Origin of the sequence: Burkholderia sp. MSMB0856 (genome assembly GCF_001524645.2) — a bacterium.
GTDB lineage: Bacteria > Pseudomonadota > Gammaproteobacteria > Burkholderiales > Burkholderiaceae > Burkholderia > Burkholderia diffusa.
On record NZ_CP013428.1, the window covers coordinates 2130226 to 2155544 of the forward strand.

A 25319-nucleotide genomic window follows, 5' to 3' on the forward strand; every position below is an offset into this window, starting at 1 on the left:
AACAGCCAGGAAATCGGACATAGCCGGCGGAAGTCGGTTCCGTTCGGTCAGTCGGTTCGCGAATGCGCGAAGTTAAAGGGAGTTTAGATCAGTCAGACGATTTGCGCGCACGCCCTTCTGCGGCGGGGCATGGGCACGAAGGCCGGCATTGCACGCGGCCTCCGTCGATCGTCGCATCGCTGCCGCGCGGCCCGTCGACCCGCACGGCAGCGATACGACGATGCGGCTCAATCCATCGACAGCCGCAACGCGAACCCGATCAGCGCAGCGGAAAACGTCCAGCGCTGGACCGTCTGCGCGAGCGGATGCGCGCGCATCCACGCCGCGATGCGCGACGCGCCGAACACGCATGCGAGGTCGAAGCACACGCCGGCCGCGACCAGCAGCGCGCCGAGCTCGAACATCTGCCACACGACGGGCCCGGCCTCGGGCCGCACGAACTGCGGCAGCAGCACCGAGCAGAACAGCAGCGCCTTCGGATTCAGCAGGTTCGTCAGCAGCCCCTTGAAGAACGACTGCCGCAGTTCGTCCGGGGCCGCCTCGTCGCCGTCGCCGAGTGCGAACACCGGCGAGCGGAACACCTGGATCGCGACGTACGCGAGATAAAGTGCGCCGCCGTAACGGATCGCTTCGTACAGCCACGGCGCGCTGCGGATCAGCGCCGCGACGCCGCACGCGGAGAGTGTCACGTGCGCGGTGCGTGACAGGGAAAGGCCGGCCGCCGCCGCCATGCCCGGGCGCACGCCGCGGCCGATGCTGGTCTGCAGCACGAGCGCCATGTCGGGCCCGGGCACCGCGTAGATGGCCGCCAGCGCGGCGAGATAAATCAACAGCAAATGCGTGGAAATCATGGTCTGCCCCCGTCCTTCAATGACGATATGTTGCCGCTGGAGGTGGAGGGATTATTGGCCATCTTTGGCTCAGGATTGGCGATCCATAGCGGAATCCGCCACAATCATGGAATCCAGACACGGATTCCGCCAACATGACCGAACTCGACAAAACCGATCGCGCGATTCTCGCCGCGGTGCAGCGCGACGGCCGCCTGCCGATCGCGCGCCTCGCCGATTCCGTCGGCCTGTCCGAAACGCCGTGCGCGCGGCGCCTGAAACGTCTCGAAAACGACGGCTACATCGAGCGCTACCGCGCGCAGCTGTCACGCCAGGCGCTCGGCTTCGGCGTCGTCGCGTTCGTGCTCGTGCGGTTCGCGACGCACGACCGCAAGGTCGCCGACCGGTTCGAACGGGAAGTGCTCGGCATCGAGCGGATCCTCGCGTGCCACAACGTCGCGGGCACAGCCGACTACCTGCTGCAGGTGGTCGCGCGCGATCTCGACGACTACGGCACGTTCCTGCGCGACTCGCTGCGGATGCTGCCGGGCGTCACGTCGATCGAATCGGCGCTGTCGCTACGGGAGGTGAAGCATGACGCGGGGTTGCCGGTGCCATGATGCAGGCCGCGGCCCGGCCCGCTCCGGCGTGACATTCGTCCACAGTGCCGGCGTTGCCCGGCCGCACGCGGGTTCACACGACGTCGGGCGACTGGTGCGCGCGCTCGAGATCCTCGAGAAACGCTTCGACGAGCGGATCGCCGCGCCCGTCGCGCGCCACGACCATATGGAACGTGACCTCGTAATGCAGCCGATCCGGGCTGAGCGGCGCGAGGAGCCCTTGCGCGACATACGGCGCCGCGAAGTGCTGCGGCAGATAGCCGAGGTGATGGCCTGACAGGATCAGCAGCGCGACCGCCTCCATGTTGTCGGCGGTCGCGGTCACGCGATCGGGCGTGGTCGACATCTGCGCCTCCGGCAGCGGATACGAGCGCCAGGCCCATTCGAATCCCGCGACGTCGGCTGGCGTCAGCGCGCCGGCGCGTTCGAACAGCGGATGGCCGCGGCCGCAGTATGCGACCTGCCGCTCGACGAACAGCGGCGTGTAGTGCAGCGTCGGCACGCGATGCCAGAAGTAGCCGACCGCGATCTGGATCTCGCCGCTCAGCAGTTTTTCCTCGAGATCGCCCGGCGCGCGCACCGAGATCGAGAAGCGCACGGCCTGGTCGCGTGTGCGGAACGCGGCGATCGCCTCCGCGATCCGCGCGTTCTGGCTGACCGGCGTATGGCCGATCAGGCCGATATTCAGCGTACCGACGAGTTGGCGGTCCATGTGCCGCGCGGCCATCCCGAATTCGTCGAGCGCGGCGAGCAGCTTGCGGCTCATCGCGTGGAACCGCTCGCCCTTCGGCGTGAGCCGGAAGCCGCTGCGGCCGCGCTCGCAGAGCCGGTAGCCGAGCCGCGTCTCGAGCGACGACAGTTGCGCGCTGATCGTCGACTGGCCGACGTTCAGCATCGCCTGCGCGGCCGACACGCCGCCCGCGTCCGTGACCGCGAGAAACACGCGGATCAACCGCAGATCGAGGGTCGACAGATTCCCCAGCACGCTATTCCCCTTCCATACATCGATGAAAATCGATGTTTACGTCGATATCTTCGCATTCTTCTTTCCGGTCGGACGCGTAAAACTATGCGCCAGGCCGCGTCGAATGATACGGCAACCCCACATCGGAAGAGACAAACCCATGAACGATCACACCCATTTCCAGCCGCTCGGCGGCAATGAAATGCCGCGCAGCGGCGGCATCGCGACGATGATGCGCCTGCCGCACGTGGCGAGCGCCGCCGGCCTCGACGCGTGTTTCGTCGGCGTGCCGTTCGACCTCGGCACCTCCAATCGCACCGGCGCACGCTTCGGCCCGCGCCAGATCCGCACGGAATCGGTGCTGCTGCGCCCGTACAACATGGCCACGCGCGCCGCGCCGTTCGATTCGCTGCAGATCGCCGACATCGGCGACGTCGCGATCAACCCGTACAACCTGCACGACTCCATCGCGCGCATCGAGACCGCGTACGACGCGATTCTCGCGCACGACTGCAAGCCGATCACGCTCGGCGGCGACCACACGATCGCGCTGCCGATCCTGCGCGCGATCCACCGCAAGCACGGCAAGGTTGCATTGATCCACGTCGATGCACACGCCGACGTGAACGATACGATGATGGGCGAAAAGATCGCGCACGGCACGCCGTTCCGCCGCGCGGTCGAAGAAGGCCTGCTGCACGGCGACAAGGTCACGCAGATCGGCCTGCGCGGCACCGGCTACGCAGCCGAGGATTTCGACTGGTGCCGCGAGCAGGGCTTTCGCGTGGTCCAGGCCGAGGAATGCTGGAACAAGTCGCTCGCCCCGCTGATGGAAGAAGTGCGCGCGCGCATCGGCGACACGCCCGTCTACATCAGCTTCGACATCGACGGCATCGATCCGGCCTACGCGCCGGGCACCGGCACGCCGGAAATCGCGGGCCTCACGGTGCCGCAGGCGCTCGAGATCATCCGCGGCGCGAAGGGGCTGAACATCGTCGGTTGCGATCTCGTCGAAGTCGCGCCGCCGTACGACCCGTTCGGCACCACGGCCCTGCTCGGCGCGAACCTCGCCTACGAGTTGCTGTGCGTGCTGCCCGGCGTCGCGTACCGCGACTGATCCCGGCGCACGGCCTATTCCAAATCAGAGGATTCCAGAGGAGCACATAACAGATGGGGACTGCCATCAAGCAACCGAAGCGGGCGGCGCTCGCTTCATTCGTCGGCACCACGATCGAATGGTACGACTTCTATAGCTACGCGACCGCCGCCGCCATCGTGTTCGGCCCGCTGTTCTTTCCCGGCGAAAGCCGTTTCGTCAGCCTGCTCGCGTCGTTCGGCTCGTTCGCGGTCGGCTTCTTCGCGCGGCCGCTCGGCGGCGTGATGTTCGGCTATCTCGGCGACCGCTTCGGCCGCAAGCGCTCGCTGCTCGCGACGCTGATGCTGATGGCCGTGTCGACGGTCGCGATCGGCCTGCTGCCGACCCATGCGCAGGCCGGCGTGATCGCACCGATCCTGCTGGTTCTGATGCGCGTGCTGCAAGGCATCGCGGTCGGCGGCGAATGGGGCGGCGCGGTGCTGCTCGCCGGCGAGCATGCGCCCGAAGGCAAGCGCACGTTCTTCGCGTCGTTCGCGCAGCTTGGCAGCGCAAGCGGCCTGATCCTGTCGATGCTCGCGTTCGGCGCGATCAGCACGCTGTCGAAGGACGACATGATGAGCTGGGGCTGGCGCGTGCCGTTCCTCGCGAGCGCCGTGCTGCTGGCGGTCGGCTTCGTGATCCGCGCGAGCGTGTCCGAGTCGCCCGAGTTCGAGGAAGTCAGGAAGAGCGGCAACACCGCGCAGAACCCGGTGCGCGAGGCGCTCAAGTACTGGCCGCTGCTGCTGCTCGCGATCGGCGCGAACGTGTACGGGATCGCCGGCGTGTATTTCAGCAATATCTTCATGATCAGCTACGCGACGCAGTTCCTGTCGCTCGACCGGTCGATGGTGCTGCATTGCATGACGATCGTCGCCGTGCTGCAGTTCGTCGTGCAGCTCGCCGCCGCGTTCATCGCGCAGCGCTTCGGCACGACGCGCGTGTTGCTGATCACCGGCGCCTGGGCCGCGATCGTGCCGTTCGTGATGCTGCCGCTCGTGCATATGGGCACGCCGCTGTCGATCACGGTCGGCGTCGGCCTCGCGACGCTCGCGGAGTCGGGCTACTACTCGGTGGTCGCGGGTTTCGTCAGCGGCATCTTCATCGCGCGCATCCGCTACACGGCGATCTCGATCGCGTACCAGGTGTGCGGTGCGATCGCCGGCGGCCTCACGCCGCTCGTCGCCACGCTGATCGCACAGAACACCGCGCCGCAATGGTGGCCGCTCGCGATTCAGTACACGAGCGCCGCCGTGCTGTCGTCGGTGTGCGTGTGGCTGATCTCGCGCCGCGTCAGCATCGACGATGCCGGCGCGCCCGGCAAGGCGGACGAAGCGTTGCCGCGCGGCGCACGCACCGCGTAACCCCACGCAACGGGCAGGCGACATCGCCTGCCCGTTTGCATGGGCGTACCGCGGTACGCCGCAACGTCCCCAAACACTCATCGCGAAAAGCGGGCCGCCGTTTCCGCTGTCCGATCGTCGATCGCGACGACATTCGCCCAGCGTTCGCGCGTTATCGCACCTGGCTGCGCAGCGTCTTCGCGGCGGCGACCATGTTCGTCAGCGCCGGAATCACTTCCGCCCACTGGCGCGTCTTCAGCCCGCAGTCCGGGTTCACCCACAGGCGTTCCGCCGGAATCCGCTCGGCCGCCTTCCTCATCAGGCCGACGATATGATCTTGCGTCGGGATGTTCGGTGAGTGGATGTCGTACACGCCGGGCCCGATCTCGTTCGGATACCTGAAGCTGTCGAACGCGTCGAGCAGCTCCATGTCCGACCGCGACGTTTCGATCGTGATCACGTCCGCGTCCATGTCGGCGATCGACGCGATGATGTCGTTGAACTCCGAATAGCACATGTGCGTATGGATCTGCGTATCGTCCTGCACGCCGTTCGCGGTGATGCGGAACGACTCGACCGCCCATTCCAGGTACTCGTCCCATTGCGCGCGACGCAGCGGCAGCCCTTCGCGCAGCGCGGCCTCGTCGATCTGGATCACGCGCACGCCGGCCTTCTCGAGATCGAGCACTTCGTCGCGGATCGCGAGCGCGAGCTGGTAGCACGACACCGAACGCGGCTGGTCGTCGCGCACGAACGACCAATTCAGGATCGTCACCGGACCGGTCAGCATGCCCTTCATCGGCTTGTTCGTCAGCGACTGCGCATACGCGATCCATTCGACTGTCATCGCCTTCGGGCGGCTGATGTCGCCGAACAGGATCGGCGGCTTCACGCAGCGCGAACCGTACGACTGCACCCAGCCGAATTGACTGAATGCGTAGCCGTCGAGCTGCTCGCCGAAGTATTCGACCATGTCGTTGCGTTCGGCTTCGCCATGCACCAGCACGTCGAGCTCGAGCGACTCCTGCTCGCGCACGCTGCGCGCGATTTCCGCCTGCATCGCCTCGCGGTAACCGGCTTCATCCAGCGCGCCGGCCTTGAACTGGCTGCGCGCCAGGCGAATCTCGGCGGTCTGGGGAAACGAGCCGATCGTCGTCGTCGGGAACGCCGGCAGGTTCAGGCGCGCGGACTGTTTCGGCGCGCGCTGCGTGTACGGGCTCGCGCGATTGCCGAGCTGCGCGTCGATGCGCGCGATCGCGGCCTTCACCGCCGGGTTGTTCACGCGCGGCGAGCGACGGCGTGCTTCGATCGCGGCGGCGTTCGCGGCGAGCGCGTCGGCCACCTTGTCGCGGCCTTCGTTCAGCGCGGTCGCGAGCACCTTCAGTTCGTCGAGCTTCTGCAGCGCAAACGCGAGCCATGCACGGATCTCCGCGTCGAGCTTCTCCTCGTTCGCGAGATCGACCGGCACATGCAACAGCGAGCACGACGGTGCGAGCCACAGGCGATCGCCCAGTCGCTTCGCGAGCGGTTCGAGCCAGTCGAGCGTCGCGTTCAGGTCCGTCTTCCAGATGTTGCGGCCGTTGATCGCGCCCACCGACAGCACGCGGTCGGCCGGCAGTTCGCGCACGAGTGCATCGATTTCGTCGCGGGCGTTGATCGCATCGATATGCAGGCCGTCGACCGGCAGCGAGACCGCAAGCGTCAGGTTTTCCTTGAGCTGTCCGAAGTACGTCGCGAGCAGCAGCTTGATGCGGCGCGTCTCGAGCGCGTCGTACGCGGTGCGCAGCGCCATGCGCCATTCGGCGTCGAGCTCGGTGACGAGGATCGGTTCGTCGATCTGCACCCATTCGACACCCTGCGCGGTCAGCGTGTCGAGCAGCGCGCCATATACCGGCAGCAACTTCGGCAGCAGCGCGAGGCGATCGGAATCGTCCTTCGCCTTGCCGAGCCACAGATACGTGACGGGGCCGAGAATCACCGGCTTCGCGGCGACGCCCTGCGCCTGCGCTTCCGCCAGTTGCTGGAGCAGGCGCGACGGATCGAGCGAGAAGTTCGTGTCCGCGTGGAACTCCGGCACGATGTAGTGATAGTTCGTGTCGAACCACTTCGTCATTTCACCGGCCGCGACACCGCCGTAGCATGCCGCGTGTTCTTCCGCCGACTGCGCCGAACGGCCGCGCGCGACGCGGAAATAGTTGTCGAGCGCATCGCCATGGAAGTCCTGCACGCGTTTCGGCAGGTTGCCGAGCGTGAAGCTCATGTCGAGCACCTGATCGTAGAACGCGAAATCGCCGATCGGTACGAGATCGAGGTCGCGCTGGTCGTTCCAGTGGCGTTGGCGAAGTTCGGCGCCGAGTGCCTTCAGTTCGTCGCGCGTCGATTCACCCTTCCAGTAGCGTTCGAGACCGAACTTGAGTTCGCGCTTCGCGCCGATGCGCGGAAAACCGAGGTTGTGTGTCGTAACCATGAAGCTGCCATCCAGAAGAAATTGAAGATCCGGCAGCCATCATAGGGATTTCACCCCATGAAATAAAATGGCATTATTTCATTCATCCATTAAATCTGTTCATGTATCTGCTGGGTGAACGATCTCCATGCTGGAACGATTCCATCTCGTCGTGATCCGCGAAGTCGAGCGCCAGGGCTCGCTGACCGCGGCCGCCAATGCGCTGCATCTCACGCAATCGGCGCTCAGCCATACCGTCCGTAAAATCGAGCAGCAGCTCGGCACGCCGATCTGGGACCGGGAAGGACGCGGCCTGCGGCTCACGCAAGGCGGGCAGTATCTGCTGAAGCTGGCGAACCGGCTGCTGCCGCAGTTCGAACTCGCCGAGGAGCGGATGAAGCAGTACGCGAAGGGCGAGCGCGGCACGCTGCGCATCGGGATGGAATGCCATCCGTGCTACCAGTGGCTGCTGAAGGTCGTGTCGCCGTATCTGTCGCGCTGGCCGGACGTCGACGTCGACGTGAAGCAGCGCTTCCAGTTCGGCGGCATCGGCGCGCTGTTCGGCCATGACATCGACGTGCTCGTGACGCCCGATCCGCTGAACAAGCCGGGGCTGCGCTTCGATCCCGTGTTCGATTACGAGCAGGTGCTGGTGGTCGCGGACGCGCATCGGTTCGCGAACGCCGACTACGTGACGCCCGAGCAGCTGACCGACGAGGTCCTGATCACCTACCCGGTCGAGACCGACCGGCTCGACATCTACAACCAGTTCCTGACGCCGGCCGGCATCGTGCCGAGACGCCACAAGTCGATCGAGACGACCGACATCATGCTGCAGATGGTGGCGAGCGGGCGCGGCGTGGCCGCGCTGCCGAGGTGGCTTGCCGATGAATACGCGGACCGGATGCCGGTCGTGCCTGTCAAGCTCGGCAAGAGGGGCATTGCGAAACAGATCTTCCTCGGCATCCGCGAGGCGGATGCGTCGATCGACTATCTGGCCGCATTCGTCGCGCTGGCGCGCGAATCGACATGGAGCGCGCCACGCATGCTGCGCTAGCCGCGCTCGCACGCCGCGCACTTCCGGCGGCCGCATGTCGGTGCGCAGGCTGGTGTTCACTATATGGACGACGACGCGAGCCTTGCACGGCAAGTTGCGTCACGACGTCACAGCGCCTTCCCCTTACACATCCGTAAGACCATGATTCGTCATCCGTACTGTCATCAAACTGACTGCTAGCTAAAGCTAGGATCGGACGCGGTTCCCTTACGAGATGCCGTCATGAATCATCCTGCTTCGTCCGCACCGAACAATTCGGGTTCAGTCGCACGCACCAGGCAGGTCGGCTATGCCGTGTTCCTGCTGGTGCTCGCGTTCGGCGCCGCCTATATCGCCACGCACCTGATCGCCGATCTGTCGCCGGTCCGCGAAGGGTCGCTGTTCCCGTACCTGATGCTCGGCGCCGCGCTGCTGATCGCGCTCGGCTTCGAATTCGTCAACGGCTTCCACGACACCGCGAATGCGGTGGCCACCGTGATCTATACCCACTCGCTGACGCCCAACGTCGCGGTGATCTGGTCCGGCATGTGGAACTTCCTCGGCGTGATGGTCTCGAGCGGCGCCGTCGCGTTCGGCATCCTGCAGTTGCTGCCGGTCGAACTGATCCTGCAGGTCGGTAGCGGCGCCGGCTTCGCGATGGTGTTCGCGCTGCTGATCGCCGCGATCATGTGGAACCTCGCGACCTGGTATTTCGGGCTACCGTCGTCGAGCTCGCATACGCTGATCGGGTCGATCATCGGCGTCGGCCTGATGAACCAGTTGATGCACGGACCATCCGGCACGAGCGGCGTCGACTGGGGCCAGGCGCTCGGTGTCGGCAAGTCGCTGCTGTTTTCGCCGATCGTCGGCTTCCTGTGCGCGTCACTGCTGCTGCTCGTGCTGAAAGCGCTCGTGCGGGTTCCCGAGCTGTACAAGGAGCCACAGAGGGATCAACCGCCGCCGTTCTGGATTCGGTGCCTGCTGATCCTGACCTGCACGGGTGTGTCGTTCGCGCACGGATCGAACGACGGGCAGAAAGGGATGGGCCTCATCATGCTGATCCTGATCGGTACGGTGCCGACCGCGTATGCGCTGAACAAGGCCGTCACGCCGGCCGAATCGCAGACCTTCGTCGCCGTCGCGAACCAGGCTGCCGCGACGTTCGGGAAGTACACGAACGGCGTCGCGCCGTCCGCGAACCCACGCGCCGACGTCGAGCACTACGTGCAGCATCGTGAACTGACGCCCGCCGTGCTGCCTGCAGTGCAACAGCTGTCCACGTCGCTCGCGACCGCGGTCGGCGTGTCGGGGTCGATGGCGGCGGTGCCGCAACGCGACGTCGACAACGTGCGCAACACGATGTATCTGGTGTCCGAAGCAATTCGCCTGATCGAGAAGTCGGGGCAGCCCGCGCTCGCCGCCGACGACAAGCTCGCAATCGACAACTATCGCAAGCAACTCGACCACGCGACCAAGTTCATTCCGACGTGGGTGAAAGTCGCCGTCGCGATCGCACTGGGCCTGGGCACGATGGTCGGCTGGAAGCGGATCGTCGTGACCGTCGGCGAGAAGATCGGCAAGCAGCATTTGACGTATGGGCAGGGCGCGTCGGCCGAACTCGTCGCGATGCTGACGATCGGCGCCGCCGACGTGTACGGGCTGCCCGTGTCGACGACGCACGTGCTGTCGTCGGGCGTCGCGGGCACGATGGCCGCGAACGGATCCGGGTTGCAGTGGAGCACCGTGCGCAGCCTCGTTCTCGCGTGGGTGCTGACGCTGCCCGCGTCAATCGTGCTGGCAGGCGGGCTCTACTGGTTGTTCCGGTCAGTGGCTTGATCGGGTAAACGGGACGCGGCCGGTGAAAGCCGGTCGCCTGCCGTGGAAAATATCTCCGTCCCTTCTCCGCTTCGACACTTCTCGGCATTCGATGGGGCCGTGCCACGTCCTTGCCTTTTCCGCCTTTCCGGATTGGAGAGCAAGATCTGGAGCGCGCCGGCACACGGACGCCGCTAGACTGGGTTCATCAACTTTCATCGTGGCTTCGACCGTGCACGCGACGCTTGTGAATATTCCACGCGATCGTACGGCGCCACAACGCTGACGAACCGAGGTACGCCCGTGAATATCGCCAATCTGCAACCTGCCGTCGAATCGCCGGACATCGCGCAACGCGTCGATGCAATCGACTGGCCGACCGTCGATATCGAGCTCGATCGCTACGGATGTGCGCGAGTACCGGGCCTGATCTCCGCGAGCGAGTGCGATGCGCTCGCCTCGCTCTATCCGCGGGATGCGCTCTATCGTTCGCGCGTCGTGATGGCACGGCACGGCTTCGGGCGCGGCGAATACAAGTACTTCGCGTACCCGCTGCCCGCGGTCGTCGACGAGCTGCGCGCGACGCTCTACCCGCATCTCGCGCCGATCGCCAATCGCTGGAACCAGGCGCTCGGGATTGACGTCCGCTATCCGAAAGAGCACCGGACATTCCTCGATCGCTGCCACGCGGCGGGACAGACACGACCGACGCCGCTGATCCTGCAATACGGTCCCGACGACTACAACTGCCTTCATCAGGACCTGTACGGCGAGCATGTCTTTCCGCTTCAGGTCGCTATCCTGCTGTCGGTACCTGGTCGGGATTTCACGGGCGGCGAGTTCGTGCTGACGGAACAGCGACCACGCATGCAGTCACGCGCGGAAGTGGTGCCGCTGATACAAGGCGACGCGGTGATCTTCGCCGTCCACGGCAGGCCCGTGCAGGGAACGCGCGGCGTCTACCGCGTCAACTTGCGCCATGGCGTGAGCAGAATCCGAAGCGGCCACCGCCACACGGTCGGCATCATCTTCCATGACGCGCAATGACGGCCTGCGGGGTGCAACGCGATGTTGTCGCGCCATTCGGCATGCGGGTGAGTTTGCGCAACAAGCCCTGCACATCGTTGCGCGAGGATCGTTGCGCCGTGCCGCCGCCGCATGGTCCGCGCATCACCAATGGTGACGGGCGACGGGCACACTGTCCTGCAGACGATCGTCGCCATGACGGATCGACGTTTCAAGTGAGCGACAAAAAACTGAAGCCCTCACCCGTCGCGACGCCAATGCAATGAGAAGTCCTGCTTACCCACGAGCCGCATTTGCCCGCAGGCGATCGCCAGCATTGGAAGCCAGCCGCGCATAGCCGGGCAACGTCAGCAGCGCGAGCACGCCCGCCGCAACGAACGCCCAGCGAAAGTCGTCGAGCACGTAATGCACGCCGGCCGCGTCGCCACGCACCAACGCCGCGAGCCGCAGCGACAACGCACCAAATGCAATCCCCATCCCGATCGTCATCTGCTGTGCAGCACTCCACAGCGTGCTGGCCGCGCTCGTCTGTCGAGCCGGGATATCCGCATACGCCAGCGTCGCGAGCGTCGTGAACTGCATCGACCGCGTGAGCCCGTAGACGAATACGACGAACAGCGTGATCGCCAGCGGCGTCGACGCCGTCAGCCAGCCACACGAGATCGTGAAGAGACCGACGATCGTCACGTCGACGAGCGCAACGCGCCGGAAACCGAATCGATCGAGGATCCACGACGTTCCCGCCTTCATTCCGAGATTGCCGAGCGCGCTGGCGAGCAGCAGCAGGCCGGACTGGAACGGCGACAACCCGAAGCCGATCTGGAACAGCAGCGGCAGCAGATACGGCACGGCATTGATCGCCATCCGCGTGATGGAGCCGGTGATCACCGTCACCGAAAATGTCGGCACCTTCAGCGTCGTGAAATCGAGCAGCGGATGCGCACAGCGTTGCGCGTGCATCCACGCGGCGATGCCGAACAGCACGCTCGCGCCCACAAGAATACCCGCCCGCGTGAAGTCGACGTCCTGCTGGCCAGCTGCTTCGGTACCGATCAGCAGACAGGTCAGCGCAGCGCCTGCCAGCACGAAGCCGACCCAGTCGAGCGGTCGGTGCTCGTCGGCACGCGTGTTCCGGACAATCAGCCAGGTACAGACGAGCGCAACAACGCCGAACGGGACATTCAGCAGGAAGATCCATCGCCATGACGCGTAGGTCGTGATGAAGCCACCAATGGGCGGCCCGACGACCGGCGCGACAATGCCTGGCCACGTGATCGTCGCGATTGCGCGCATCAGCTTAGCCTTCTCGGTGCTGCGAACGACGATCATCCGTCCAACCGGCACCATCATCGCTCCGCCGACACCCTGCAGCAGACGCGCGGCCGTGAACGTCATCACACCCTCGGACAGCCCGCACAGCACCGACGCGCCGGTAAAGACGAAGATGGCGGTGGCAAACACCGTGCGCGAGCCATAACGATCTGCGATCCAACCGCTGATCGGGATGAACACCGCGAGCGCTAGCATATAGGCGGTCATCCCGAGGCTCAGCGCGTTCGGCCCGACGCCGAACGAGCGCGCCATCTGCGGCAGCGCGGTCGCGATCACGGTCGTGTCGAGATACTCCATGAAGAACGTTGCAGCGACCAGATATGGCAAGAAGTCGGTCGTCCGACCACTTTGTGCAGGGCTGTCAGTCATGAACGGTGCGGGAAACGGAATCGAAGGACACCGAGTGCCGGTTTATACAGATGAACACCGGGAATCGGGATGAACGGCGATATTACCCCGAAGGGCTGCTTATCCGCTTTGCCGAGCATGTCGCGCAAATGGACTTTATGCGCATAGATTTTTATGACGATATCGTGCCGCAGTCACCGAATGGCGGGACGGGAACATCAAGTCGGGGAATTTTTTCCGGAAAGTGACATTTTTCGACGATCATCGAGCAACGTCGAGCATCATCGGCCTTACAGCACCTTTGCCAGATTCATCGACATTGGCTGGCGCTAACTATTCGCGGATTGGTCTGATCTGGATAAGGGGTGCCGCGCGATCTCGATGGTACGAAGTGGTGGATTGCTCAAGAACCGTGGGCACCTGGAGCAAGACCTTCGGTGCTTCAGTTCCAGCCGCCTGGTACTCGCCATTCCGCTCGCATTTCCGCCGCCCTAATGCAAAAACCCCCGCCTTGTCGGGCGGGGGTTCTTGGCTTAGGGAGCCTGACGATTACCTACTTTCACACGGGAATCCGCACTATCATCGGCGTAGAGTCGTTTCACGGTCCTGTTCGGGATGGGAAGGGGTGGGACCGACTCGCTATGGTCATCAGGCAAAGGGGGTTGTCCTGCTGGCGTGGCCAACAGAACCAATCTGGGAAGAAGCAGTAATTTTGAGTTGTGTGTATCACACACGAGAATCAACCAGTCCGACGCGCTGTAGTCAGCGCGAGACAGACTTGTTATAGGATCAAGCCTTACGGGCAATTAGTATCAGTTAGCTGAACGCATTACTGCGCTTACACACCTGACCTATCAACGTCCTGGTCTCGAACGACCCTTCAAGGGGATCTAGTCCCCAGGGATATCTCATCTTAAGGCGAGTTTCCCGCTTAGATGCTTTCAGCGGTTATCTCTTCCGAACATAGCTACCCGGCGATGCCACTGGCGTGACAACCGGTACACCAGAGGTTCGTCCACTCCGGTCCTCTCGTACTAGGAGCAGCCCCCTTCAAATATCCAACGCCCACGGCAGATAGGGACCAAACTGTCTCACGACGTTTTAAACCCAGCTCACGTACCTCTTTAAATGGCGAACAGCCATACCCTTGGGACCGGCTACAGCCCCAGGATGAGATGAGCCGACATCGAGGTGCCAAACACCGCCGTCGATATGAACTCTTGGGCGGTATCAGCCTGTTATCCCCAGAGTACCTTTTATCCGTTGAGCGATGGCCCTTCCATACAGAACCACCGGATCACTATGACCTGCTTTCGCACCTGCTCGACTTGTCGGTCTCGCAGTTAAGCACGCTTATGCCATTGCACTATCAGCACGATTTCCGACCGTACCTAGCGTACCTTCGTACTCCTCCGTTACGCTTTGGGAGGAGACCGCCCCAGTCAAACTGCCTACCATGCACTGTCCCCGACCCGGATCACGGGCCAAGGTTAGAACCTCAAACAAACCAGGGTGGTATTTCAAGGACGGCTCCACCGAAACTAGCGTTCCGGTTTCATAGCCTCCCACCTATCCTACACAGATCGGTTCAAAGTCCAATGCAAAGCTACAGTAAAGGTTCATGGGGTCTTTCCGTCTAGCCGCGGGTAGATTGCATCATCACAAACACTTCAACTTCGCTGAGTCTCGGGAGGAGACAGTGTGGCCATCGTTACGCCATTCGTGCAGGTCGGAACTTACCCGACAAGGAATTTCGCTACCTTAGGACCGTTATAGTTACGGCCGCCGTTTACCGGGACTTCAATCAAGAGCTTGCACCCCATCATTTAATCTTCCGGCACCGGGCAGGCGTCACACCCTATACGTCCACTTTCGTGTTTGCAGAGTGCTGTGTTTTTATTAAACAGTCGCAGCCACCAGTTTATTGCAACCCCTTCACCCTCCTGGCGCAGGCCAGTCAAGCTACAAGGGCGTACCTTATCCCGAAGTTACGGTACCAATTTGCCGAGTTCCTTCTCCCGAGTTCTCTCAAGCGCCTTAGAATACTCATCTCGCCCACCTGTGTCGGTTTGCGGTACGGTCATCGTTAGACTGAAGCTTAGAGGCTTTTCTTGGAACCACTTCCAATTGCTTCGCTCCCTAAGGAGCTCGCGCCACACCCTTGAATCCTGCGCCCGGATTTGCCTAAGCGCCTTCTCCAATGCAGCGACCGGGACTTCCAACACCCGGACAACCTTCCGCGATCCGTCCCCCCATCGCATCTAACAATGGTGCAGGAATATTGACCTGCTTCCCATCAGCTACGCATTTCTGCCTCGCCTTAGGGGCCGACTCACCCTACGCCGATGAACGTTGCGTAGGAAACCTTGGGCTTACGGCGAGGGGGCCTTTCACCCCCTTTATCGCTACTCATGTCAGCATTCGCACTTCCGATACCTCCAGCACCCTTTACAAGGCACCTTCGCAGGCTTACGGAACGCTCTCCTACCATGCGTGCAAAGCACGCATCCGCAGCTTCGGTATATAGCTTAGCCCCGTTACATCTTCCGCGCAGGACGACTCGATCAGTGAGCTATTACGCTTTCTTTAAAGGGTGGCTGCTTCTAAGCCAACCTCCTGACTGTTTTAGCCTTCCCACTTCGTTTCCCACTTAGCTATATTTGGGGACCTTAGCTGGCGGTCTGGGTTGTTTCCCTCTTGACACCGGACGTTAGCACCCGATGTCTGTCTCCCGTGATTGCACTCTTCGGTATTCGGAGTTTGCTATGGCGGGGTAATCTGCAATAGACCCCCCAACCATGACAGTGCTCTACCCCCGAAGGTGAGACACGAGGCACTACCTAAATAGTTTTCGGAGAGAACCAGCTATTTCCAGGTTTGTTTAGCCTTTCACCCCTATCCACAGCTCATCCCCTAACTTTTCAACGTTAGTGGGTTCGGACCTCCAGTACGTGTTACCGCACCTTCATCCTGGCCATGGATAGATCACCTGGTTTCGGGTCTACGCCCAGCAACTGAACGCCCTATTCGGACTCGCTTTCGCTACGCCTGCCCTATACGGTTAAGCTTGCTACTGAACGTAAGTCGCTGACCCATTATACAAAAGGTACGCCGTCACCCCTTACGAGGCTCCGACTGTTTGTATGCATGCGGTTTCAGGATCTATTTCACTCCCCTCCCGGGGTTCTTTTCGCCTTTCCCTCACGGTACTGGTTCACTATCGGTCGATCACGAGTATTTAGCCTTGGAGGATGGTCCCCCCATCTTCAGACAGGATTTCACGTGTCCCGCCCTACTTGTCGCACACCTAGTTCTTTCATACTGTTTTCGCCTACAGGGCTATCACCTGCTATGGCCGCACTTTCCAGAGCGTTCGGCTAACAATACAAATAAAGAGTGCAAGGCTCATCCCATTTCGCTCGCCACTACTTTGGGAATCTCGGTTGATTTCTTTTCCTGCGGTTACTTAGATGTTTCAGTTCACCGCGTTCGCTTCGCATGGCCTATGTATTCAGCCATGGATACTCCAAAAGGAGTGGGTTTCCCCATTCGGACATCTACGGATCAAAGCTCGTTTGCCAGCTCCCCGTAGCTTTTCGCAGGCTACCGCGTCCTTCATCGCCTGTGATCGCCAAGGCATCCACCACATGCACTTGTTCGCTTGACCCTATAACGAGTCTGTCTCGTTACAGGTTGAGTTCTCGCGTTGTGCCGTATTCCAATTGAGTCAAACATAGAGTTCGAATCATCTTGAGATACATCGATACAATCACAACCCGGATAGTTTCCACGTCCATCTCAAGACGCTTCCGCTATCCAAATTACTTACTTCTTCCAGATTGTTAAAGAACGACAGCCGATACATCCTACGTACCGCTCTGACTGGCTCAATCGCCAATGACAAACACTCGAGCACCTCGAACGCTTGTCATTGAAGATTGGTGGAGGCAGACGGGATCGAACCGACGACCCCCTGCTTGCAAAGCAGGTGCTCTCCCAGCTGAGCTATGCCCCCATGAGTACAGATTTGCCTCAGGTACCTACCGCCAGACAATGGTGGGTCTGGTTGGATTCGAACCAACGACCCCCGCCTTATCAAGACGGTGCTCTAACCGACTGAGCTACAGACCCCTGAGTCTGTCTTTAAATTTACAGCCGATAAGCGTGAGCGCTCAATTTTGCGAGATAGCTCTGGAAAGGAGGTGATCCAGCCGCACCTTCCGATACGGCTACCTTGTTACGACTTCACCCCAGTCATGAATCCTACCGTGGTGACCGTCCTCCTTGCGGTTAGACTAGCCACTTCTGGTAAAACCCACTCCCATGGTGTGACGGGCGGTGTGTACAAGACCCGGGAACGTATTCACCGCGGCATGCTGATCCGCGATTACTAGCGATTCCAGCTTCATGCACTCGAGTTGCAGAGTGCAATCCGGACTACGATCGGTTTTCTGGGATTAGCTCCCCCTCGCGGGTTGGCAACCCTCTGTTCCGACCATTGTATGACGTGTGAAGCCCTACCCATAAGGGCCATGAGGACTTGACGTCATCCCCACCTTCCTCCGGTTTGTCACCGGCAGTCTCCTTAGAGTGCTCTTGCGTAGCAACTAAGGACAAGGGTTGCGCTCGTTGCGGGACTTAACCCAACATCTCACGACACGAGCTGACGACAGCCATGCAGCACCTGTGCGCCGGTTCTCTTTCGAGCACTCCCGCCTCTCAGCAGGATTCCGACCATGTCAAGGGTAGGTAAGGTTTTTCGCGTTGCATCGAATTAATCCACATCATCCACCGCTTGTGCGGGTCCCCGTCAATTCCTTTGAGTTTTAATCTTGCGACCGTACTCCCCAGGCGGTCAACTTCACGCGTTAGCTACGTTACTAAGGAAATGAATCCCCAACAACTAGTTGACATCGTTTAGGGCGTGGACTACCAGGGTATCTAATCCTGTTTGCTCCCCACGCTTTCGTGCATGAGCGTCAGTATTGGCCCAGGGGGCTGCCTTCGCCATCGGTATTCCTCCACATCTCTACGCATTTCACTGCTACACGTGGAATTCTACCCCCCTCTGCCATACTCTAGCCTGCCAGTCACCAATGCAGTTCCCAGGTTGAGCCCGGGGATTTCACATCGGTCTTAGCAAACCGCCTGCGCACGCTTTACGCCCAGTAATTCCGATTAACGCTTGCACCCTACGTATTACCGCGGCTGCTGGCACGTAGTTAGCCGGTGCTTATTCTTCCGGTACCGTCATCCCCCGGCCATATTAGGACCAAGGATTTCTTTCCGGACAAAAGTGCTTTACAACCCGAAGGCCTTCTTCACACACGCGGCATTGCTGGATCAGGCTTTCGCCCATTGTCCAAAATTCCCCACTGCTGCCTCCCGTAGGAGTCTGGGCCGTGTCTCAGTCCCAGTGTGGCTGGTCGTCCTCTCAGACCAGCTACTGATCGTCGCCTTGGTAGGCCTTTACCCCACCAACTAGCTAATCAGCCATCGGCCAACCCTATAGCGCGAGGCCCGAAGGTCCCCCGCTTTCATCCGTAGATCGTATGCGGTATTAATCCGGCTTTCGCCGGGCTATCCCCCACTACAGGACATGTTCCGATGTATTACTCACCCGTTCGCCACTCGCCACCAGGTGCAAGCACCCGTGCTGCCGTTCGACTTGCATGTGTAAGGCATGCCGCCAGCGTTCAATCTGAGCCAGGATCAAACTCTTCAGTTTAAACCTGTTACTGTTTTCGGTTCCGTTAAGAACCGGTCGCTCACTCAAAGCTGACAGGTATATGAATCACTTCATAAACCTGACTTACTTTAGTGTGAGACTCTTGATACTTTCGCTTTCTGATCCGAAGATCAGCTCGCGGCCATCAAGCGCCCACACTTATCGGCTGTTAATTTTTAAAGAGCATTTCTGCGAGAAACCTGAAGTTTCCCAGCAGCGCTGCGTTTTCAGCAGCAGAGAAGCGAGATTATGAACCGTCTTTTTCAGCTCGTCAACAACTTTCTGAACTGCTTCGTTGCGACGGCGGGGGTTCAACTTCGTGTGCGCCGGGGCTCTACAACCTGCCCTCGACCGCACCGCTTCCCTTCTCCTTCCGCGCTGCGTTTCCGTTAGCGCGAAAGAGGCGTGATTCTAAGCAGCTCCCGGCGATCGCGCAAGGGGTTTCTCGAAAAATATAAGGCCCCGCACGCTGCCGCGTGCGGGGCCTTATATAGAGGCAGCCGAAGCGTCAGACCACACGCGCCTGACGCGCCACTATCTCCATATAGTGATCGAGACCAGGCGTCACCTTGCCCTCTTCCTTCGCGGTATCGTCCCAGCGGCGCAGGCGCAGTGCGTCCTCCGCGAACGGGCGCCGCAGGAACGCCGCCGTTTCCTCTTCACTGAAGATGCCTCCCTGCAGCGCGAGGCTGCGCACCGAATCCGGCGACAGGCTCCCGAAGTAGCCGGCGTCCGTGCGGCACAGGCAACGCTTGGCGTCGACGTGCAACCGGATCGGCTCCAGCACCGCCTCGTTGAACAGCGGCCGCAGAAACGGCAGCACGTAATACTGATGCAGGTCGTCGATCCCCCGCGCGCTCGGCGTCTCGCCCTGCCGATTCAGCAGATGCCCCAGGTCGTGCAGGAACGCGGCCGCAACCAATGCGTCGTCAGCGCCCGCCTCCTCCGCCAGCAACCCGCTCTGCAATGCATGCTCCAGCTGCGTGACCGGTTCGCCGCTATACGCGACGTGGCCGTGCTCGCGATACAGCCCGTGAATCTCTTCCACCGTCAGTGCCATCCGCTCACTCCCAAGGCAGCGAAAACGTCTTCAGGTTCGTGAAGCTCTTCATCGCTTCCTGAACGCCTTCCTTATAGCCGAGCCCCGAATCCTTGATCCCGCCGAACGGCGACAGCTCGATCCGGTATCCCGGCACTTCCCAGACATTCACCGTCCCGACGTTCAGCTCGTTCACGAACCGCACGACCGCGGCCGTACTGTCCGTACAGACACCCGACGACAGCCCGAATGCCGTGCCGTTGCTGATCCGGATCGCGTCGTCGATCGTGTCGAACGCGATGACGGGCGAGACGGGGCCGAAGGTCTCCTCGCGCACGATCGTCATCGACGGATCGACGTTATCGAGCACGGTCGGCGAATAGAGCGCCCCGCGACGCACGTTGCCGGTCAGCAGGCGCGCCCCCTGTGCGACCGCCTCGCCGACCCGGGCCTCGAACAGTCGCGCCGCCGCGTCGTCGATCACCGTGCCCATTTCATTCGTGGCATCGAATGGATCGCCATATTTCCATGCACGCGTCTTCTCGACGAGCAACTCGGTGAACGCCGGCGCGATCGAGCGCTGCACCAGGATCCGCTTGACGGCCGTGCAGCGCTGCCCCGAATTCCGGTACGAGCCGAGCACGGCCAGCGATGCGGCACGTTCCAGATCGGCGTCGTCGAGCACGATCAGCGGATCGTTGCCGCCGAGTTCCAGCACGATGCGCCGGTAGCCGGCCCGCGCGGCGATCGCCTTGCCGATCGACACACCGCCCGTAAAGGTGATCAGCGATGCGTGCGGATGCGTGACGAGTTCGTCCGAGATTTCGCGCGGGTCGCCGGTCAGTACCTGCAGCATCGGCTCGGGCAAGCCGGCCTCGTAGAGCAGGTCCGCCAGATAGAACGCCGACAGCGGCACCTTCTCCGACGGCTTTACGATCACACGGTTATTGGTCGCGATCGCCGGCGCGATCTTGTGGGCGACCTGATTCATCGGATGATTGAACGGCGTGATCGCGACGATCACGCCGTCGAGCGGCTGCCGCTGCGAAAACACGCGGCGCGCCTTGCCGTGGGGCGTCAGGTCGCACGAGAAGCTCTGCGCGTCGTCGCGCAGCGCCTCCACCGCCGCGAACTTCAACACGTCGGCAACGCGACCGATCTCATAGCGCGAATCCCGTTTCGACAATCCCGATTCGAGCGTGATCAGGTCGGATGCCTCCTCGGTACGCTCGCGCAGCAACGCCGCCGCGCGTTCGAGAATCTGCGAACGCTCGTAACGCGTGAGCGCCGGCCGGTACGCCATCGCGTAGTCGAACGCGGCGCGCACGTCGTCGACGCTCGCCAGCGGCACCGTGCCGACACGCGTGCCGGTATACGGATCGGCGACGTCGAGAACACGGTCGCGCGTCGCACGCGTGCCGCACCAGCGCATCGCCTCGGCGCGAAAGGCGGGGTGATCCTGTCGGGGATGAGCCATCATGACGCGACCCGGTTCAGCACGAAATCGAAGACGTCGAAATTGCGCGGACGACGCACAGGATCGTCCTGCTCGATCCGACGGTTGAACAGCAACGGCACTTCCTGCTCGGACACGCCGCCGTGCGAACGCAGCGGCACGGTCAGGCCGGACAGGTCGTGTTCGCGCTCGCGCGTGCCGAGCGTCATGTCGCGCCGTGCGATCACGACGAGGTCGCCGATCCGGTCGGCCGGCAGCTCGAAGCGCGCGGCGGCTTCCGCGTTGTCGAGCACGAGCTCGACGCCGTCGATCCCGCCGACGCGCCACATCGCTTCGGTCCGGTCGACGCCGGGTGCCAGGTAGACGGTCGCGAACGAGCCAAGCGCGCCGTGGTGCACGACGTACGGATCGGTGATCGGCAGGATCACGCGAGCGGCCCGCGCGCCGAACCAGCCGTCGAACGCGTCCTGCAGATAGATCACGTTCGGGCGGCCCGTTGCCGGATCGTGCTTCGCGTTCATCCCGTGGTCGGCCGTGAGCCCGATCGCCCAGCCGAGCGCGTCGAGCTGCGCGAGATAGCCGTCCATCATTGCGTAGAACGCGTTCGCGCCGGCACTGCCGGGCTCGCACTTGTGCTGCACGTAATCGGTGGTCGACAGGTACATCAGGTCGACCTGGCGCGTTTGCGCAAGCCGCACGCCGGCCGCGAACACGAATTCGGAAAGCGCCGCGCTGTACACGTCGGGAGAAGGCAGGCCAACCCAGTCGAGCACGTCGACGATCCCGTTTTCCGCGAGATTCGCCTGCGCGGCCTTCTCGGCGGAAAAACAGATGCCCTTCATCTGCCAGCCGAGCAGCCGGCGCAGCTTGTCCTTCGCCGTGACGACGGCCACCCGCGCGCCGGCGTCGGACGCCGCCGCGAGCAGCGTGCCGGCGCGCAGGTAGGCCGGGTCGTTCATCATCACTTCGGCACCGCGTCCGCCGTCGGCGGCCGGATCCCAGAAGTAGTTGCCGCAGATTCCGTGAACCGCCGGCGGCACGCCGCAGACGATCGACAGATTGTTCGGGTTGGTGAAGGTCGGCACGACGCAGTCGGCGCGCCAGGCCGCGCCTTCCGCGATCATCCTGCCGATGAACGGCGCGACGCCCGCATCCACCGCGCGCTCGAGATAATCGTACTCGCAGCCGTCGACGCAAACGACGACGGTCGGTTCGACCGGCAGACGGTAGCGCCGGCCGTTGACGTCGACGGAACGCCCCGCGAGATCCGCCGATACCTTGCCGGCGGCCGGTTGCTCGCCGGGCTGCCGCAATGCGAACGCGGCGTTCATGATGCCGCCCGCTTGCCGCGCGGCACCCGCGCGGCGATCAGCAGCAGCGCCGCGAGCGACGCGCCGAGCATCAGCAGCGACAGCGCCGATGCCGGAAGGTAGTAGCCGCGCTCGACCTGACCGATCACGACGATCGGCACGGTCGCGAAACCCGGCGGGTAGACGGTCAGCGTCGCGCCGAGTTCGCCGAGCGACAGCGCAAAGCCGAGCGCGAGGCTCGCGCGCAGCGCCGGCACGAGCTGCGGCAGCAGTACGCGGCGCAGCACCATCGCGGGCGGCGCACCGAGGCTCGCCGCGGCTTCGCGCAGCACGGTCAGCTCCGGGCGCAGCGCGGCGGCCGCGCAGCGATAGCAGAACGGCAGAATCAGCGCGAGTTGCACGAGCACGACGATCGCGGCGGAACTCGACAGGTCGAGCGGCTTCTGGTGATACGCGATCAGCACCGCAAGCCCGAGCACGACGCTCGGCACGCCGTTCGGCACCATCACGAGCGCGTCGACCAGCGCGCCGAGGCCGCGCCGGTCGCGCCCTTCGAGCGCGAGTGCGAGCCACAGCCCGAGGATCGTGCCCATCGCCGACACGCCGAAGCCGATCTCGAGGCTCGTCAGCAGCGCGTCGTATTCCGGCGAACCGAGCCGCTCGAACCAGCGCAGGCTGTAGCCGGCCGGCAGGATCGTGCCCGACCACTGCGTCGACACGCTCGACAGTGCAACGACGATGACCGGCAGCACGAACAGCCAGAAGCAGGCGAACGCGGCCAGCGCAAGCGCCGCGCGCGACGCATGCTTGAGCAGCGTGTCGCCCCAGCCGATCCGATGGCGCGGCACGGCTTGCCCGATACGGAATTCAGCGGACATCGTTCCCTCCCGTCGCACGCCGGTTTACCCGGCGATAAACCGCATAAAGCGCCAGCGACAGCGCGAGCATCACGACCGCACCGGCCGACGCGGTCGGCAGGTCGAGGTCGACGGTCGCGCTGCTGTAGATCGCGACCGGCAGCGTCACGAGCCGCGCGCTGCCGAGCACGAGCAGGATGCCGAACTCGTTCAGCGTCAGCAGGAAGCACAGCACGGTGCCGGCGGCGATGCCCGGCCACGCGATCGGCAGCACGACGCGGCGCGCGAGCATCCAACCGGATGCGCCGAGGCTGCGTGCCGCCTCGATCAGGCGCAGGTCGAGCGTCGCGAACGACGCGAGCGTCGGCCGCACGACGAACGGCGTATAGAACACGGTCTGCGCGAGAATCACGCCGCCGATGCCGAACAGGAAATCGAGCGGCGGGGTCTCGAGATGGAACAGGTGCTGCAGCGCGATGCTGATCGAGCCTTGCGAGCCGTACAGGAAGATCAGCGTGAACGCGACGAGGAACGACGGGAACGCGACGTACAGTTCCAGGAAGCGCGTGACGAGCGATGCGCCCGGAAACGGCTTGAAGAACAGCAGCGCGGCCAGCAGCACGCCGAGCACCGACGCCGTGCCGGCGCTCGCGAACAGCACGCCGACGGTCGTCAGCAGCACGTTGCGCGTATCGGGGTTGCCGAAGAACGTCCGGTACGCGGCAAAGCTCAGCCCGTGATCGCCGGACACGCTCAGCAGCACGAGCCGCACCAGCGGATAGACGACGAGCGGGCCGAGCACGACGATCGCGAGCGCGGCGAGGTGCAGATCGCCCATGCGCTTGCGGCGCCGCGCGGCGGCGGCATGCGCGGCGGCCGACGCGAGCACGTGCGGCGGCAGGCCGGCTTCAGGGCTCGATAAGGACGACATCGTCTGCCTCGCAATGCAGGGAAACGCGCGCCCCGCGCTCGGGAGCAGCGCCGCGGCCGCGTTGCATCGTGACGCGCACGGGTTCGTCGGGCGCCGCGTCGATCACGACCGCGATCGACAGGTCGGCGCCCTGCCATTCGACCGACGACACCGTGCCGTGCAGGCCGCCCGCCGCGAGCGGCATCACGGTCAGGCGCTCGGGACGCACGCAGGCGACCTTGCCGCGCACGTCGTGACGCGGGTCGCCGAGCGGGAAGATCACGTGCGGCGGCAGCAGGTTGGCCGGGCCGAGATAGCGCGCGACGTAGCCGTCCTGCGGCGCGTCGTACAGCTGCTGCGGCGTGCCGAGCTGCGCGATGCGGCCGTCGCGCATCAGCAGCGCGCGGTCGGACAGCACGAGCGCGTCGTCGCGGTCGTGCGTCACGCACACGACGGTCAGGTTCGGCAGGCGCTCGTGCAGCGCCTTCAGTTCGCTGCGCACCGACGCGCGCAGGTTGGCGTCGAGCGCCGACAGCGGTTCGTCGAGCAGCAGCACGTCCGGCTCGATCACGAGCGCGCGGGCCAGCGCGACGCGCTGCTGCATCCCGCCCGACAGTTGCGCGGGCAGGTGGTGGCCGGCCTCGCCGAGCTGCACGAGCTTCAGCGCGTCGGCGACGCGGCGCGTCACTTCCGACGAGGCCATCCCACGGGCGCGCAGCCCGAATGCGACGTTCTCGAACACCGACAGGTGCGGGAACAGCGCGTAATTCTGGAACAACAGACCGAGATTGCGCTTGTGCGGCGGCGCATGGGTCAGGTCGCGTCCGGCCACGGTCAGTGTGCCGGTCAGGCCATCGGCCTTCACGAACCCGGCGATGAAGCGCAGCAGCGTGGTCTTGCCGCAGCCGCTCTTGCCGAGCACGGTCAGAAATTCACCGGCGCCGATCGACAGCGACAGATCTTCCAGCACCGTGCGTGCGCCGTAGCGCACGCTCAGGTGTTCGATCTGCACGCCGCCCGGCGCGCCGGACCGCAACGTGGCGCGCGGTTCGGCGGCGCCGAATGCGCCGGGATGGGTCAGGGTGGTTTCCACCGGGTTCATCCTCTTGCTCACTAATACAGGCGGC

At 63.2% G+C, this 25319-nt stretch carries 17 protein-coding genes, 2 tRNA genes and 3 rRNA genes; 7 read left to right on the top strand and 15 right to left on the bottom strand.

Annotated features, from left to right (window positions below; translation table 11 throughout):
• Positions 1 to 227: 227 nt before the first annotated feature.
• Positions 228 to 851: a LysE family translocator gene (locus WS87_RS27135; RefSeq protein WP_059691636.1), complete on the bottom strand. Its 624-nt coding sequence runs from the start codon at positions 849 to 851 to the stop codon at positions 228 to 230.
• 134 nt (positions 852 to 985) lie between these two features.
• Between WS87_RS27135 and WS87_RS27140 the strand changes: the two genes are divergently transcribed.
• A complete protein-coding gene (locus WS87_RS27140) occupies positions 986 to 1450 on the top strand; it encodes an Lrp/AsnC family transcriptional regulator (protein WP_044848788.1) in 465 nt (154 codons plus the stop codon).
• A 73-nt stretch (positions 1451 to 1523) separates the two neighbouring features.
• Here the strand turns inward: WS87_RS27140 and WS87_RS27145 are convergent, their stop codons facing one another.
• On the bottom strand, positions 1524 to 2435 hold the full coding sequence (locus WS87_RS27145) for a LysR family transcriptional regulator (RefSeq protein WP_059532632.1): 912 nt from the start codon (positions 2433 to 2435) through the stop codon (positions 1524 to 1526).
• 139 nt (positions 2436 to 2574) lie between these two features.
• Between WS87_RS27145 and speB the strand changes: the two genes are divergently transcribed.
• Together speB and WS87_RS27155 are read left to right on the top strand one after the other, a co-directional pair.
• Positions 2575 to 3531, top strand: coding sequence for an agmatinase (gene speB / locus WS87_RS27150; RefSeq protein WP_059464555.1), 957 nt, complete (start codon positions 2575 to 2577; stop codon positions 3529 to 3531).
• Between the two features lie 53 nt (positions 3532 to 3584).
• Positions 3585 to 4910, top strand: a complete 1326-nt coding sequence (locus tag WS87_RS27155) for an MFS transporter (protein WP_059464556.1) — start codon at positions 3585 to 3587, stop codon at positions 4908 to 4910.
• A gap of 151 nt (positions 4911 to 5061) precedes the next feature.
• Here the strand turns inward: WS87_RS27155 and metE are convergent, their stop codons facing one another.
• Complete coding sequence (gene metE / locus WS87_RS27160) at positions 5062 to 7356, bottom strand: 5-methyltetrahydropteroyltriglutamate--homocysteine S-methyltransferase (protein ID WP_059818535.1); 2295 nt, start codon at positions 7354 to 7356, stop codon at positions 5062 to 5064.
• Positions 7357 to 7483: 127 nt separating this feature from the next.
• On the opposite strand from metE, the gene WS87_RS27165 reads away from it, so the two are divergent.
• The 3 genes from WS87_RS27165 (at position 7484) to WS87_RS27175 (ending at position 11233) form a co-directional block, all read left to right on the top strand.
• Positions 7484 to 8392, top strand: coding sequence for a LysR family transcriptional regulator (locus WS87_RS27165; protein ID WP_059818534.1), 909 nt, complete (start codon positions 7484 to 7486; stop codon positions 8390 to 8392).
• Between the two features lie 222 nt (positions 8393 to 8614).
• Positions 8615 to 10207: an inorganic phosphate transporter gene (locus tag WS87_RS27170; protein WP_059818533.1), complete on the top strand. Its 1593-nt coding sequence runs from the start codon at positions 8615 to 8617 to the stop codon at positions 10205 to 10207.
• A gap of 282 nt (positions 10208 to 10489) precedes the next feature.
• On the top strand, positions 10490 to 11233 hold the full coding sequence (locus WS87_RS27175; protein ID WP_059818532.1) for a 2OG-Fe(II) oxygenase: 744 nt from the start codon (positions 10490 to 10492) through the stop codon (positions 11231 to 11233).
• 255 nt (positions 11234 to 11488) lie between these two features.
• Here the strand turns inward: WS87_RS27175 and WS87_RS27180 are convergent, their stop codons facing one another.
• Positions 11489 to 12913, bottom strand: coding sequence for a DHA2 family efflux MFS transporter permease subunit (locus tag WS87_RS27180; RefSeq protein ID WP_059818531.1), 1425 nt, complete (start codon positions 12911 to 12913; stop codon positions 11489 to 11491).
• Between the two features lie 50 nt (positions 12914 to 12963).
• Between WS87_RS27180 and WS87_RS33750 the strand changes: the two genes are divergently transcribed.
• Positions 12964 to 13140: a hypothetical protein gene (locus tag WS87_RS33750; RefSeq protein ID WP_159085711.1), complete on the top strand. Its 177-nt coding sequence runs from the start codon at positions 12964 to 12966 to the stop codon at positions 13138 to 13140.
• A 292-nt stretch (positions 13141 to 13432) separates the two neighbouring features.
• Here the strand turns inward: WS87_RS33750 and rrf are convergent.
• From rrf to phnT, 11 genes are all read right to left on the bottom strand, one after another.
• Positions 13433 to 13545: ribosomal RNA gene (gene rrf / locus WS87_RS27185) — 5S ribosomal RNA — on the bottom strand.
• A 132-nt stretch (positions 13546 to 13677) separates the two neighbouring features.
• A 23S ribosomal RNA gene (locus WS87_RS27190) occupies positions 13678 to 16559 on the bottom strand.
• Positions 16560 to 16831: 272 nt separating this feature from the next.
• Positions 16832 to 16907: transfer RNA gene (locus WS87_RS27200), tRNA-Ala, on the bottom strand.
• Between the two features lie 39 nt (positions 16908 to 16946).
• Positions 16947 to 17023 (bottom strand) — tRNA-Ile (locus tag WS87_RS27205).
• A 64-nt stretch (positions 17024 to 17087) separates the two neighbouring features.
• Positions 17088 to 18620 (bottom strand): 16S ribosomal RNA (locus tag WS87_RS27210).
• The 16S, 23S and 5S rRNA genes sit together here with 2 tRNA genes alongside, the layout of an rRNA operon.
• Positions 18621 to 19128: 508 nt before the next feature.
• Positions 19129 to 19680, bottom strand: a complete 552-nt coding sequence (locus WS87_RS27220; protein ID WP_059814810.1) for a phosphonate degradation HD-domain oxygenase — start codon at positions 19678 to 19680, stop codon at positions 19129 to 19131.
• Between the two features lie 4 nt (positions 19681 to 19684).
• A complete protein-coding gene (phnY, locus tag WS87_RS27225) occupies positions 19685 to 21139 on the bottom strand; it encodes a phosphonoacetaldehyde dehydrogenase (RefSeq protein ID WP_059814813.1) in 1455 nt (484 codons plus the stop codon).
• A complete protein-coding gene (gene phnA / locus WS87_RS27230) occupies positions 21136 to 22446 on the bottom strand; it encodes a phosphonoacetate hydrolase (protein WP_059814816.1) in 1311 nt (436 codons plus the stop codon). Before phnA ends, phnY begins: the two co-directional genes overlap by 4 nt.
• Positions 22443 to 23303, bottom strand: a complete 861-nt coding sequence (gene phnV / locus WS87_RS27235; RefSeq protein ID WP_059814821.1) for a 2-aminoethylphosphonate ABC transport system, membrane component PhnV — start codon at positions 23301 to 23303, stop codon at positions 22443 to 22445. The genes phnA and phnV overlap by 4 nt, the downstream gene beginning before the upstream one ends.
• Positions 23293 to 24213, bottom strand: coding sequence for a 2-aminoethylphosphonate ABC transporter permease subunit (locus tag WS87_RS27240; protein ID WP_059814824.1), 921 nt, complete (start codon positions 24211 to 24213; stop codon positions 23293 to 23295). The genes phnV and WS87_RS27240 overlap by 11 nt, the downstream gene beginning before the upstream one ends.
• The gene (gene phnT, locus WS87_RS27245; RefSeq protein ID WP_059814829.1) at positions 24191 to 25294 is read right to left on the bottom strand and encodes a 2-aminoethylphosphonate ABC transport system ATP-binding subunit PhnT; all 1104 of its coding nucleotides are present in this window, start codon (positions 25292 to 25294) and stop codon (positions 24191 to 24193) included. Before phnT ends, WS87_RS27240 begins: the two co-directional genes overlap by 23 nt.
• Between the last annotated feature and the right edge of the window lie 25 nt (positions 25295 to 25319).